The sequence below is a fragment of the Phenylobacterium sp. J367 genome (genome assembly GCF_024699985.1).
Lineage (GTDB): Bacteria > Pseudomonadota > Alphaproteobacteria > Caulobacterales > Caulobacteraceae > Phenylobacterium.
Genome location: NZ_JAJONA010000001.1, coordinates 87174 through 100116, shown reverse-complemented (window position 1 = coordinate 100116; position 12943 = coordinate 87174). Strand labels below are relative to the sequence as shown.

Here is a 12943-nt window from a genome sequence, read left to right as displayed (position 1 = left end):
TCCCCGACCTCGGCCTGCCGCCGACCGGCCGGACGGCGCAGGAGATCAACGACCTGCAGCCCTTCGCCGACCTGCCGATCCGGCCGATGAAGGCCTTCGTCCTGAAGGCCGGCGGCCAGGACCGCGCCCGGGCGGTCGAGTGCCTGGCCCAGGCGGTCTACTACGAGGCCGCGCGTGAGCCCGGGCCCGGCCAGGGAGGCGGTGGCCCAGGTGGTGCTCAACCGCGTCCGCCACCCGGCCTATCCGAAGTCGGTCTGCGCCGTGGTCTACCAGGGCGCCGCCCGCGCCACCGGCTGCCAGTTCACCTTTACCTGCGACGGCTCGCTCCGCTGGAAGCCGGAGCCGGCGCTCTGGAGCCGCGCCCGCAAGGTCGCCGAGGCCGCGCTGGCCGGCCATGTGGCCAAACAGGTGGGATCCGCCACCCACTACCACGCCGACTACGTCGCCCCGTACTGGGCCCCGACGCTGGTCAAGATGACCAAGGTCGGCCAGCACATCTTCTACCGCTGGACCGGGCCCTGGGGCGAACCCGCCGCCTTCACCGGCCGCTACGCCGGCCGCGAGGCGGACCTGACGCCGGCCATCCTCACCGGCCTCGACGCCCGCACCCAGGGCGGCCTGCTGGCCCCCGAGGCCCAGGACATCCCGCCCGCCCGCACGGTGAACCTCGCCGTGGCCGGTGAGGTCAGGACCTACACCGTCGCCGATCCGGCGACCGCGGACGGCCTGCGGACCCGGGTGAAGGGCACGATCTACGCCGCCCGCCGCCAGCCGACGCCGGAAGAGGTGAAGCAGATCAACGCGCGCCTGGCGGCGGTGGAGCGCGACCTCGATGCGCCCAAGGCCCAGGACGTGGGGCAGGCGGCGCAGCCCGCCGCCGCCCAGTAGCTCAGCCGCCGAACGCGTCCGGGTAGGCCACCGTCATCGGCGCGTCGAACACGCCGGGCTCCAGCGCCAGCGCCATGAAGGCCGGCGAGCCGGCGTAGGGCGCCTTCACGGTCCTGGCGGTCTCCGCCGAAAATCCGAACCTGGGGTAATAGGCCGGATGGCCCAGCACGATGACGCCGTGCGCCCCGAATTCCCTGGCGCTCTCCAGCCCCGCGCGCACCAGGGCCGAGCCGAGCCCGTCGTTCTGCCGTCCGGGCTCCACCGCCACCGGCGCCAGGGCCGCGATCAGCTCGTAGCGGTCGGCCCACAGCCGGCTGAACAGGATGTGGCCGACGATCCGCTCGGCCTCTTCGGCCACCAGTTCGAACAGCACGTCCCCGTCGGCCCGCAGCCGGTCCACCAGACGGGCCTCGTCCGGCTGCCCGAACGCGGCCGCCACCACCTCGGTGATGGCGGCGTGGTCGGCGGGCTTGGCGTAGCGGATCATCCGCCGACCTTAGCCCGGAACCGGATCAGTCCCAGGCGCCGATCTTCTGGGCTTCCTTGTGGGAGATCGGATGGTGGGCGCGGGCGTGGTCTTCCTCGGCCAGGAACCGCACCGCCTCCAGCGCCGCCATGCAGCCCATGCCCGCCGCCGTCACCGCCTGGCGATAAACGTCGTCGGTGACGTCGCCGGCCGCATAGACGCCGGGGATCGCGGTGGAGGCGGTGCCGGCCTTCACCTTCAGATAGCCCGAGCTGTCCATCTCGAGCTGGCCCTGGAAGAGCTGGCTGGCCGGCGCGTGGCCGATGGCGATGAAGACGCCGTCCGCCGGGACGGTGGTGAGCTGGCCGGTCTTCACGTTCTTCAGCCGGACGCCGGTGACGCCCATGGGATCGGTCTCGCCGATGACCTCGTCGATGGCGTTGTCCCAGATCACCTCGATCTTCGGGTGGGCGAACAGCCGCTCCTGCAGGATCCGCTCGGCGCGGAACTCGTCGCGGCGGTGCACGACCGTGACCTTGGCCGCGAAGTTGGTGAGGAACAGGGCCTCCTCCACGGCGGTGTTGCCGCCGCCCACCACGACCACGTTCTTGCCGCGGTAGAAGAAGCCGTCGCAGGTGGCGCAGGCCGAGACGCCGAAGCCTTGGAATTGCTGCTCGCTCTCGAGGCCCAGCCACTTGGCCTGGGCGCCGGTGGCGATGATCAGGGTCTCGGCGAGCCAGACCTGGCCGCTATCGGTCTCCAGCCGGAACGGGCGCTTGGAGAGGTCGGCCTTCAGGACGATGTCGTTGACGATCTCCGTGCCCACGTGCTCGGCCTGGGCCTGCATCTGCTCCATCAGCCACGGGCCCTGGATGACGTCGGCGAAGCCCGGATAGTTCTCCACGTCCGTGGTGATGGTGAGCTGGCCGCCGGGCTGGATGCCCTGGATCAGCACGGGCTTCAGCAGCGCGCGGGCGGCGTAGATGGCGGCGGTGTAGCCGGCGGGGCCGGAGCCCACGATGAGGCAGCGGACGGAGCGAGGATCGGACATGGCGGCAATGTAGTGACGATTCCGGGCCGGTGCGACCTGTGACCTTCGGTCAGGGCAGGCTCAGGCCTCCGCGGCGATGGTGCGGAGCGCGCGCTCGAAGGCGTCGGCGGGTTGGCCGCCGGAGATCAGGTATTTCCCGTCGATGATGATGGCCGGCACCGAGCTGATGCCCGCCTCGTACCATTGGCGCTCCAGCGAACGGACGTGGTCGGCGAAGCGGCCCGACGCCAGCACCTCGCGGGCCTCCACGGGGTCGAGTCCGACGCGCTCGGCGGCGGCGACCAGCACCTCGTGGTCGCCGGGGTTCTCGCCGCGGGTGAAATAGGCCTCGAACAGCGCCCGCTTGAGGGGCAGCTGGCGGCCCTCCAGGCCTGCCCAATGCAGCAGGCGGTGAGCGTCGAAGGTGTTGTAGATGCGGCTGTCAGCCGTGGTCGCGATGGTGAAGCCCACCTCGGCGGCGCGGGCGCGGATGTGCTCGCGGTTGGCGGCCGACTGCTCCGGGGTCGCGCCGTACTTCTGGAAGACGTGCTCGCCCAGGTTCTGCCCTTCGGGCGGCATGTCCGGATTGAGTTCGAACGGCTGCAGAGTGATCGTCGCGTCGACCAGGTCGCCGACCCGCGACAGGGCTTCTTCCAGCCCGCCGAGGCCGATGATGCACCAGGGGCAGGAGACGTCGGAGACGAAGTCGATCTTCATGGGCTTGGTCACGCGGTCGTCTCCGTGGAGGGCTGGTGGGGTCTCGGCGTAGAGATAGCGCTCCCGAGGCGAATTCCAATTCGCCGTCTCCCGTGGACGTTCGGTGGGTTGGCGCCCCGTGGTTCGAGTGGCTAGGCTCCCGCCAATCGGGGAGGCATCCATGAACCGGCTTTGGGGCGCGGCGCTCGCCGTGGGGTGGGCGCTCGGCGCCGGGGCCGCCCTGGCGCAGGGGCCGGCTCAGCCCGTCGATCCGGGCCCGCCGCTGAGCGGCTACCCCCGCAATGCGCTCAGACTTCCGACGCCCGCCGAACTGGAGACGGCCACCTACGTGCGCGACGTCGTCTACGGCCACCGCGACGGCATGGCGCTCACCTACGATGTCTTCAAGCCCGTGAAACGCGCCAACGGCGCGCTGGTGGTCAACATGGTGTCGGCCGGCTGGCGGTCGTCCTGGGGGCCGCCGGAGGAACGCCAGGCCCGCTACCAGGCGCTGCTCGACAAGGGCTTCACCGTGGTGGCGCTCTACCATTCCTCGGCGCCGCGCTTCCAGGTTCCGGACGCGGTGGCCGATGTCCGGCTGGGGATGCGCCACATCAAGCTGCATGCCCTCGACTACGGCGCCGACCCCGCGCGGATTGGCGTTTGGGGCGCCAGCGCCGGGGGTCACCTCGCGCTCGTCGCCGGCATGATGGCCGATGACGGAGACGCGGGCGCCGCCAACCCGCTGGAGCGGTACGGCAATCGCGTGGCGGCTGTCGTCGCCTACTTCCCGCCCACCGACCTGGCCGTCCTCCTGCAGGGCCGTCCGAAAGGCGGCGCCATCGCGTTTGACGACAAGCTCTATCCGTCGGTCTCGCCGATCCTGAGCGTCGATGGGCGTGACCCGCCGACGCTGATGCTGCACGGCGATGCCGATCGCGGCGTGCCGCCCGCTCAGTCGGAAGTCATGAAGGCGGCCCTGGACAGGGCCGGGGTCAGGAACGAGCTCAGGATGTTCGCCGGCGCCGACCACGACTTCTACGTCAAGGGCGACCCGGCCAGGACCGACGCCTACGCCACCGCGGCCATGAACGCGATGGTCGCCTGGTTCGAAGAGCATCTCAGAAAATAGTCACCGCCGGGCGCCCGCATGAGCCGCCCCGGCCGCCGCATGGCGCCGCCAACGGCGACCGGTCAGGGCCCCCGTGCGGCGATCAGCTTGAGGAAGGCCTCGGCCGTGCGGGCCGCACCCTGGCCGTCGCAGATCTCGGCGCTGGCCTCGGCGAGCCGGCGGCGCAGGTCGGCGTCCTTCTGCAGGCGCATCAGCGCCCGGTCGAACTGGGCGTCGAAGTCGGCGGCCCCGGGGTCGAGCACCAGGGCGGCGCCGCGCGCGGCCATGGCCTCGGCCGCCGCTCGCTGGTTCTCCGCCAGCACCAGCACGACCGACGGCAGGCCGAGCGTGCAGCGCTCCCAGGTGGCCGAGCCGGCCGCGCCCACGCCCACGTCCGCCTCGGCGGTCAGCCTGGCCATGTGCGGCGTGTCCACGTGCAGGGCGAGGCGATGGTCGCGCTTGGCGACCTTCTGCAGGCCGGGCAGGCTGGGGGCGCTGCTCCCCAGCACCACGTCGATACCGGCTTCGCCGACCCGCAACCGCAGGCGCTCGACGATCCGGGCGGTGATCCCGCCCACGTCCGTCAGGCCCAGCGAGACCAGGTAGCGCTGCACCGGCTCGCCGCGCCAGGCGAGCGCGGTCTGGCGGAGCGCCGCGAATTCCGGCCGCACCGGCGCGTAGTTGGGCCCGAGCAGCAGGCGGGCATGTTCCGGCGCCAGGCCTTCGTAGTCCTGGGCGCGGCGCTCGGGGCCGGAATCCAGCACCAGGTCGCCGCCCAGAGGGCGGTCGGCCAGGTCGTCGACCACCAGGACGGGGCGGCCCTGGCCCATAGCGCGGTGCTCGCGCTCGGTGAGCCCGTAGTGGTCGAAGACGATGGCGTCGAAGGCCTCGGCGCCGATCGCCGCGGCGAGGTCCCGCGGCGCGGTGGAGGCGGCGGCCAGTTGCCGGGCGTCCGGCGCGAAGGCCTCCAGCACCGCCGAAACCGCGGGCGGTCCCATGAAGGTGCAGCTCGCGCCCTGGGCCTCGAGCGCGCGCGCCAGCGTCAGGCAGCGCATCACATGCCCGCCGCCGACCTTCTGGCCGGCGTCGACGACGAACAGGATCCGGGGGCCGCTCATGCCTGCCGATCACCCGGGATTGGGGCGCGAACGGGGCAGGGGGCGGGGGTATGGGTCATGGCGGCGCAAGAAACCCCGGCGCGGTCGAAAAGCAAAGGGGCCCTGAAACGCAAAGGGCCGCTCCGAAGAGCGGCCCCCGCAGGTCTGGGTTGGCGGCTTCGGCTATTCGATGTTGCCGAAGTCGATGTCCGTGAGCGCCCGGCCGGTGAGGATCACCGCCGAGTCCGCGGTGCCGTCGCCGTTGGTGTCGGCGAACACCGCGACGTCGGCGCCGATGTCGACGGCCACGTAGAGGGTCGTGCCATCCATCTCGGTCGTCGCGCGCGCCAGGCCCGCGGCGAAGTCCGCCTCGGTGAACTCCTCGTAGTTGCCCGCCGTGCCGGCCGTCATGCCGAACTCCAGGGAGTCGTCGGCGCTGGTCCAGTCGGAGATCGTGTCGGCGCCCGACGAGGTCGCCGGGGAGTCCACGGCGCTGAACACGAAGGTATCCGCGCCCGAGCCGCCGTTCAGTATGTCGGCCCCCGCGCCGCCGGTGAGGGTGTCCGCCCCGGTGCCGCTGTCGGTCAGGGTGTCGTTGCCCGCGCCGCCGAACAGCGAGTCCGCGCCGAGACCGCCGATGATGCTGTCGGTCCCGTCGCCGCCGGTCAGGACGTCCGCGCCGGTGCCGCCGGTGATCGTGTCGGTCCCGGCGCCCGTGGTCAGGGTGTCGGCGCCATCGCCGCCGTCGACGACGTTGTTGCCATCGCCGCCGTCGACGCTGTCCGCGCCGTCGCCGGCCTGGATGGTGTCGTTGCCCAGGCCGCCGAACAGGGTGTCGGCCCCCAAACCGCCGAGCACGCTGTCGGCGCCTTCGCCGGCGGTGACATAGTCCGCGCCGGAGCCGCCGCTGATCGTGTCGGTGCCGGAGCTGGCGGTGATGGTGTCCGTGCCGGACCCGCCGTCGATGTTGTTGTTGCCCGCGCCGCCGTCGAGGCTGTCGGCGCCGCCGCCGGCCACGATGGTGTCGTTGCCCTCGCCGCCCCAGATGGAGTCGTCGCCGACGCCCATGGTGATCGAGTCGGCCCCGGAGTTGCCTTCCACCGCCGAGGCGATGGCGCCGCCGGTGATGGTGTCGCCGTCATCGCCGCCCTGGACGATGGCCCGGCCGGCGAAGGTGATCGAGTCCGTCCCGGCGCCGCCGACGATGATGTCGCCGCTCGACGAGCTGCTGTCGTGGTTGGCGCTGTTGATGACGTCGGCGCCGGAGCCGCCGTTCATGCTGTCGTTGCCGGAGCCCGACGAGGTCAGGGTGTCGTTGCCGTCGCCGCCGAACACGGTGTTGTTGCCCGTGCCCACGTCGACCGTGTCGGCGCCCGCGCCGACCGTCACATAGTCCGCGCCGGTGCCGGCGGTGACCGTGTTCGCGCCGCCGGTGTCGGTCAGGCTGTCGGCGCCTTCGCCCAGCGTGATCAGGTCAGCGCCGGAGCCCGAGGACACCGTGTCGGCGCCGGAGCCGCTGACGATGGTGTTCGCGCCGCCGCCGGCCGTGATCGAGCTGCCGCCCGAGCCGCCGGTGATGTTGTCGCTGCCGTCGCCCGCGGTGATGGTCGCCGCGCCGCCGCCCGTCAGGCTGATGGAGTTGTTGCCCGCGCCGGCGTCGATGGTGGCCAGCGCCGAGGTCCCGGTGATGGTGTCGTCGCCGGCCCCGCCGAAGGCGTTGTCGTCGCCGGCCCCGAGCGCGATGGAGTCGGCGCCGTCGCCGCCCGTGACGATGTCGTTGCCGTCGCCGGCCGTCAGGATGTCCGCGCCGTCGCCGCCGTTCAGGGTGTCGGCGCCCGAGCCGGTGGTCAGGGTGTCGTCGCCGGTCCCGCCGAACACCGAGTTCGAGCCGTGGCCGGCGTCCACCGAGTCGTTGTCGGCCCCCGCGTCGATGCTGTCGTTGCCGGCGCCGCTGGTGATGACGTCCGCGCCCGCGCCGGAGGAGACCGTGTTCGCGCCGATCCCGGCGTCGATGACGTCCGCGCCGCCGTCGGTGACGATCTGGTCGTTGCCCGTGCCGCCGTTGACGGTGTTCGCCCCGTCGCCGCCGGTGATCGAGTCGTTGCCGTCGCCGCCGGTCAGGCTGTCGGCGCCTTCCTGGCCGCCGATGGTGTCATTGCCCGTGCCGCCGGAGACCGTGTCGTCGCCGAGGTTGCCGAGCAGGTAGTCGCTGTCGTCGCCGCCGGAGAGGTTGTCGTTGCCCTGGCCGCCGAGGATCAGGTCGTAGGCGCTGCCGCCGGTGATCGTGTCGTCGCCCTTGTTCCCCTGCGAGGTGTTGGCGCCGCTGCCGAGGTCGATGTTGTCGTTGCCCTGGCCGCCATAGACCACGTCGCCGCCGGCGCCCGCGCTCAGGCTGTCGTCGCCCTGGTTGCCCTGGAGCAGGTCGTCGCCCCCTGCGGCCTGCAGGGTGTCGGCGCCGTCGCCGCCATAGAGGCCGTCGCGGCCCGCGGTCCCCGTGTAGCTATTGTCGCCGATCGTGCCCGCGAACAGCTTCGAGCTGTCCGGGAAGAGGATGGCGTCGGGGTCGTTGCGCAGGACGTTGTCGTCGAAAACCAGCGACTTGCCGGGGGCCTGCAGAGTGACGCTGGCCGGGCCGTTGATGCTGAACGGGGTGAAGATCACCGCCACGTCAGCCGCCACGCCTGTCGAGAAGACGATCAGGTCGCTGGTGGTGAAGGCGCTCGCTTGCGCCTGGGTCATCTCATCCCAGAAATACGTCGCCACGTGTGGGCCCCCGACTCAGAGTCAAAAAACAGACTGCAACCCCTAGGATAAGGGTATTGCGATTTCCTTGCTAACCTTGATCGGCGTTAACCCCTTTGAGCAAGCTCGCCTTCTGGGCGAGCGCCGTCAAACCTGCGCGTCATATCGGCGCAGAAGTTCGCGCGCGGAGCGTTCCGTCTCGGCGAGGGGCGCGTAGCTCCAGCTTTCCAGCGACCCCGTGAACGGCCGGCTGATCCCCCGTCCGGCCAGGTCGGCGTGGAAGCGGCGGAACTTTTCGCTGCCGGCGCCGGCCATCGGCAGGATGTGCACCGGCCTGCCGGTCGCCGCCGCGTCGGTGGCGAGGTTCGTGGAATCCTCGGTGACCAGCACGGCGTCGGCCAGGGCGAGGAAGCCGAAATAGGGGTTGTCGCCCCGGTCGTCCCAGATCAGCCCCGGCAGACCGCCCAGGACCTCGCGCATGGCCCGGCGGGCCGGCTCGGGCGTGCGCCGCGTGAAGCTGAGCAGCAGGGACCCGCCAGCCGTCTCCACGGCCCGGCGGATCCTGAGCGCCAGGTCGCGGGCGTGGGCCTCCGGCAGGTCGTGGGCCTTCGAGCGGCCGCCGATGATCGCGGCGACGCGCGGGCGAGGCAGGGGGCCCAGGCGCTCCGCCCAGACGCCGGCCGCCTCGGCGAGCCGCTCGGCGGTCAGCCGGGTCGGCGCGCCGGCGATCGGGAAGACGCTGGGCCCGGAAAGCCCGTCGTGCAGGGGCGGAACGACCAGGTCGAAGTCGGCCAGCCCGCCGCGCGGGTCCTGAGTCTGGACGACGAAGGTCCGGCCGGCGGAGCGCGTCCGCATCCGGCGGGACAGCGGCAGGGTCGCGCGGCCGGCGGCGATCCAGATGTCGGGCCAGGGCGGCGCGATCCCGCTCCCGGGCGCCAGGGTCCAGGGCAGGCCGGGGTTCAGCGCCGCCGGCAGCTGGCCGAGGCCCCACCGCCAGCCGATCCGCTTGACGGCGACCTCGGCGGGCCGCAGGCGCGCGACCGCCTCGGCGAGGCCCAGGGCCTGGGCCTCGATACCGGCGCGGCCGTCCGAGACGGCCCAGAGGGTCAGGGGTGGCTGGGAAGCCGCGCCCATGCGGGGTGGGTCAGACCCACTCCACCTTGAGGATCTCGTAGGCCTTCACGCCGCCCGGCGTGGTCACCTCGACGACGTCGCCCGTCTCCTTGCCGATCATCGCCCGCGCGATCGGCGAGGTGATCGACACCCGGCCACGCTTCACGTCGGCTTCGTGCTCGCCGACGATCTGGTAGCGGGCCTCCTCCTCGGTGTCCTCGTCGACGACCGAGACCGTGGCGCCGAACTTGACCTGCGTGCCCGAGAGCTTGGAGACGTCGATCACCTGGGCGCGGGCCATCTTGTCCTCGATCTCGGCGATCTGGCCTTCGATCCAGCCCTGCCGCTCCTTGGCGGCGTGGTACTCGGCGTTCTCGGAGAGATCGCCATGCGATCGCGCCTCGGCGATCGCGGCGATCACCGCCGGTCGCTCTAGAGTCTTCAAACGCTTCAGCTCTTCGTCGAGGGCCGTATAGCCCTCGGCGGTCATCGGAACTTTTTCCATAGAGGTGATGACTCGGGTCCGCCCTAAGTGAGTGTCCGTCCTGGTACCGGCCGCGGGCGCAGGCGTCCGGGGGGAAAGAAACTATGATTGTGCGGCGCAAAACTCAAGAGCGCCGGTATCAGGACGTCAAAAGACACTCGGCGGAGCGCCCTCAGTCCCCCCTCGATGATCACCGCGCCCTCGAGCTCGAACGGCTCGGGGCCCTCGAACACGCCCTCGACGAACTCGAACATCTCCGGCGTCACCTCGATGGCGAAGTTCTCGCCGCGGACGACGTTGCGCTCGGCGACGCGGGCCCGGCGGGCCTCGGTCGAGGCGGTGACGAAGTGCCACTGGATCGGCAGCCCCGTCGCCTCGGCGATCTCGCGGACCCGGGCCCGGTCGGCCCGGCGCATCAGGCCGATGTCGAGGATGACGGACGTCCCCGCCGCCAGGGCGCCGGCCGCCGTCGACCAGATCTGCGCCTCGCAGCGGGCGACCCGGTCGAGCATCCATTCGTACTCGATCTTCTCCGGCATGTCGGGGGCGAACAGCCGCGCCATCCACTCGTCGAGGATGAAGGCCACGGCCTTCTCCCGCCGGGCGAAGGCGTGGGCGTAGGTCGTCTTGCCGGCCCCCGAGGGGCCGAAGATCACGTGCAGGGTGGAGGACATGGCGGCCCGTCTAGCGGACGGACAGGCCCCCCGTCGATCACCAGCTCCGCGCCGGTGACGTAGCGGCTCTCCTCGGACGCCAGCCAGAGCACGCCGTTGGCGATGTCCAGCGGCACGCCCTTCACGCCCAGCGGCACGGCCAGTTCGGACATGGCGTCGAGGTCCGGCGGCGCGTTCACGCCGGGCTGGCCGCCCATCACCGTCGTCCAGATCGGCGTCTCGATGATGCCGGGGTGGACCGAGTTCACCCGGATGCCGTCCTTCGCCGCCGCGCACTCCATGGCCACCGCCTTGGTGAACAGGCGCACGCCGCCCTTGGTGGCGCAGTAGCCGGCCAGCCCCGGCGCGCCCTTCAGTCCCGCCACCGAGGACATGTTGATGATCGAGCCGCCGCCGCCCTCGCGCATCAGCGGGATCGTGTGCTTCACGCCCAGGAAGACGCCGTCCAGGTTCACCGCGGTCTGCCGCTGGAAGTCCTTGAGCGTCATCTCCAGGATCGGGCCGCCCAGGCCGATGCCGGCGTTGTTGACCAGGATGTCCAGCCGGCCGTGCTTCGCCTTCAACTGGGCGACCACGTCGACCCAGGCCTGCTCGTCGGTGACGTCGTGGTGGAGGTAGTCGGCCTGGCCGCCCGCCTGGCGGATCGCGGCCACGGTCTCGTCGCCCTTCAGGTCCTGCAGGTCGGTGACGACGACGATCGCCCCTTCCTGCGCCAGCCGCTCGGCGCAGCCGCGGCCGATCCCGCTCGCCCCGCCCGTGACCAGGGCGACCTTGCCTTGAACGCGTCCCGCCATCCGTCCCTCCCGCCGTTTTGCCGACGCTAGCGCCGAGGCCGTCGCGGGGCCAGAGCGACCCAAGGTCAACCGTGCTAAGCGGAGCCGTATGACCTTCGACGTGACCATCCGGCCCGCCGGGCCGCAGGACGCGGCGGCCCTGGCGCTGGTGGGGCAGGCGACGTTCCTGGAGAGCTATGCCGACGTGCTGCCGGCCGCCGACATCCTGGACCACTGCCGGGGCGAGAACGGCGAGGCCCGCTACGCGGGCTGGCTCGGGACGCCGGGCTACGCCTTCTGGCTGGCGCAATGCGCCCAGGGCGCGCCGGTGGGCTTCGCCATGCTGTCGCCGCCGGACCTGCCGGTGCCCACCGACGACGGCGACGTGGAGCTGAAGCGCCTCTACCTGCTGCACCGGTTCCACGGCGGCGGCCTGGGCGCACGGCTGATGGAGACGGCGATCGCGCACGGGCGCGCCGTGGGCGCGCGGCGTCTGCTGCTGGGCGTGTTCGGCCTCAACACGAACGCCATCGCCTTCTACGCCCGCCAGGGCTTCAGCCAGGCGGGCGTGCGCAAGTTCAGGGTGGGCGCGAACGAGTACGACGACCTCGTGCTCGCACGCTCCCTGCAGGCCTGAGGGGGCCGGCCGGCGCGCTCAAGCGCCGCCCCAGCCCCGGGGACGGCCCCTCCTCAGGCGGAATGTGTCCCGGCTACTTCAGGTAGCTCGGGGTGGCGCCGTTCATCAGGCCCCAGATCAGGAACACGCCGAGGATCGCGACGGCAATCAGCATCAGGACGGGGATCACCCCTTCCAGCTTCTCGGCGGTGTGGCGATTCTTGTGGTGGCGAACGTCGCCGTGGTGCTCAGTCATGCCGGTTTCCTCACAGTCTGCCGGGACCTTCCCCTCTCGGAACGAGGTCCCTGTTGGCCGAACTGCGGCAGACGCCATGGCGCCCGTTCCGGCTAGTCATAAGGGGCCGCCGGAGCGCGCCCATGCCGCCTGTGTCAGTCAGGCGATGCGGGAAGTCTGCGCCCCGGAAGAACAACGGTCAATTAACGCCGACGCCGCGCTCACGGGCTCGTGAGCGCGTCAGGCGGCGACGCCGAACAGGGCGCCCACCCCGGCCGTGGCCGCCAGCGCCAGGGCGCCCCACACCGTCACCCGGGCGACGGACTTCCAGATGCTGGCCCCGCCGGTGCGCCCGCCGAGCGCCCCCAGCACGGCGAGGAACAGGATCGAGGCGGCCGAGACGATGGGCACGATGCGCCCGGGCGGGGACAGGGCCACCGCGGCCAGCGGCAGGCCCGCGCCGACCGAGAACGTCACGGCCGAGGTGATCGCCGCCTGGATCGGCCGCGCGGTGGTGATCTCGGAGATGCCGAGTTCGTCGCGGGCATGGGCCCTAGGGCGTCCCTGGCCATCAGTTGATCGGCGACCTGCAGGGCAAGGGCATGGTCGAGGCCCCGCGCCACATAGATGCTGGCCAGTTCCTCGCGCTCGAAGGCCGGCTGGGTGTCGAGCTCGGCGCGCTCGCGTGCGAGGTCGGCCTTCTCCGTGTCCGCCTGGGAGCTGACCGAGACATATTCCCCGGCCGCCATGGAGAAGGCCCCCGCCACCAGCCCTGCGGCGCCGGCGAGCATGACCTCCGAGCGGCCCGCGGAGGCGGCCGCCACGCCGACGATCAGGGCGGCCGTCGACACGATCCCGTCGTTGGCCCCGAGGACGGCGGCGCGGAGCCAGCCGATCCGCTGGACCGCGTGACGCTCCAGGTGACGTGGCGCCATGGGCATGACCTCGCTACGGGCGGCGCTCGGAGGTGAGCGTCGGACACGACCCTCCTACGAGCCTCCGGACCGCGCCTTGATCG

General features: G+C 71.9%; 13 protein-coding genes and 1 pseudogene. 3 read left to right on the top strand and 11 right to left on the bottom strand.

Translation table 11 applies throughout. The features are described from left to right. Nucleotides 1-174 precede the first annotated feature (174 nt). Nucleotides 175-888: a cell wall hydrolase gene (locus tag LRS04_RS00715; RefSeq protein WP_257814703.1), complete on the top strand. Its 714-nt coding sequence runs from the start codon at nt 175-177 to the stop codon at nt 886-888. Nucleotide 889: 1 nt separating this feature from the next. Here LRS04_RS00715 and LRS04_RS00710 read toward each other — a convergent pair whose 3' ends face one another. From LRS04_RS00710 to LRS04_RS00700, 3 genes are read right to left on the bottom strand one after another with little or no spacing between them, the layout of a single operon-like run. After that, nucleotides 890-1375, bottom strand: a complete 486-nt coding sequence (locus LRS04_RS00710) for a GNAT family N-acetyltransferase (RefSeq protein ID WP_257814702.1) — start codon at nt 1373-1375, stop codon at nt 890-892. A gap of 25 nt (nt 1376-1400) precedes the next feature. After that, nucleotides 1401-2405: a thioredoxin-disulfide reductase gene (gene trxB, locus LRS04_RS00705; RefSeq protein ID WP_257814701.1), complete on the bottom strand. Its 1005-nt coding sequence runs from the start codon at nt 2403-2405 to the stop codon at nt 1401-1403. Nucleotides 2406-2465: 60 nt separating this feature from the next. Continuing rightward, nucleotides 2466-3113 (bottom strand): DsbA family oxidoreductase, encoded by a 648-nt coding sequence (locus tag LRS04_RS00700; RefSeq protein WP_257814700.1) that lies wholly within the window; start codon nt 3111-3113, stop codon nt 2466-2468. Between the two features lie 148 nt (nt 3114-3261). Between LRS04_RS00700 and LRS04_RS00695 the strand changes: the two genes are divergently transcribed. Next, nucleotides 3262-4212: an alpha/beta hydrolase gene (locus LRS04_RS00695; protein WP_257814699.1), complete on the top strand. Its 951-nt coding sequence runs from the start codon at nt 3262-3264 to the stop codon at nt 4210-4212. Nucleotides 4213-4274: 62 nt separating this feature from the next. Here the strand turns inward: LRS04_RS00695 and pseG are convergent, their stop codons facing one another. From pseG to LRS04_RS00665, 6 genes are all read right to left on the bottom strand, one after another. Further along, nucleotides 4275-5309, bottom strand: a complete 1035-nt coding sequence (pseG, locus tag LRS04_RS00690) for a UDP-2,4-diacetamido-2,4,6-trideoxy-beta-L-altropyranose hydrolase (protein WP_257814698.1) — start codon at nt 5307-5309, stop codon at nt 4275-4277. A gap of 162 nt (nt 5310-5471) precedes the next feature. Next, nucleotides 5472-8027, bottom strand: coding sequence for an S-layer family protein (locus tag LRS04_RS00685; RefSeq protein WP_257814697.1), 2556 nt, complete (start codon nt 8025-8027; stop codon nt 5472-5474). 150 nt (nt 8028-8177) lie between these two features. Beyond that, nucleotides 8178-9164, bottom strand: coding sequence for a mitochondrial fission ELM1 family protein (locus LRS04_RS00680; protein WP_257814696.1), 987 nt, complete (start codon nt 9162-9164; stop codon nt 8178-8180). Nucleotides 9165-9174: 10 nt separating this feature from the next. Next, nucleotides 9175-9648, bottom strand: a complete 474-nt coding sequence (gene greA, locus LRS04_RS00675; protein WP_257814695.1) for a transcription elongation factor GreA — start codon at nt 9646-9648, stop codon at nt 9175-9177. Between the two features lie 23 nt (nt 9649-9671). Next, complete coding sequence (locus LRS04_RS00670) at nt 9672-10301, bottom strand: ATP-binding protein (protein ID WP_257814694.1); 630 nt, start codon at nt 10299-10301, stop codon at nt 9672-9674. Then, nucleotides 10280-11095: an SDR family NAD(P)-dependent oxidoreductase gene (locus tag LRS04_RS00665; protein ID WP_257814693.1), complete on the bottom strand. Its 816-nt coding sequence runs from the start codon at nt 11093-11095 to the stop codon at nt 10280-10282. Before LRS04_RS00665 ends, LRS04_RS00670 begins: the two co-directional genes overlap by 22 nt. Before the next feature lie 88 nt (nt 11096-11183). Between LRS04_RS00665 and LRS04_RS00660 the strand changes: the two genes are divergently transcribed. Further along, nucleotides 11184-11711, top strand: a complete 528-nt coding sequence (locus LRS04_RS00660; protein ID WP_257814692.1) for a GNAT family N-acetyltransferase — start codon at nt 11184-11186, stop codon at nt 11709-11711. A gap of 73 nt (nt 11712-11784) precedes the next feature. Here LRS04_RS00660 and LRS04_RS00655 read toward each other — a convergent pair whose 3' ends face one another. Both LRS04_RS00655 and LRS04_RS00650 read right to left on the bottom strand, forming a co-directional pair. Further along, a complete protein-coding gene (locus tag LRS04_RS00655; protein WP_257814690.1) occupies nt 11785-11946 on the bottom strand; it encodes a hypothetical protein in 162 nt (53 codons plus the stop codon). Nucleotides 11947-12165: 219 nt separating this feature from the next. Then, nucleotides 12166-12860 (bottom strand): annotated as a pseudogene (locus LRS04_RS00650) (VIT family protein). Between the last annotated feature and the right edge of the window lie 83 nt (nt 12861-12943).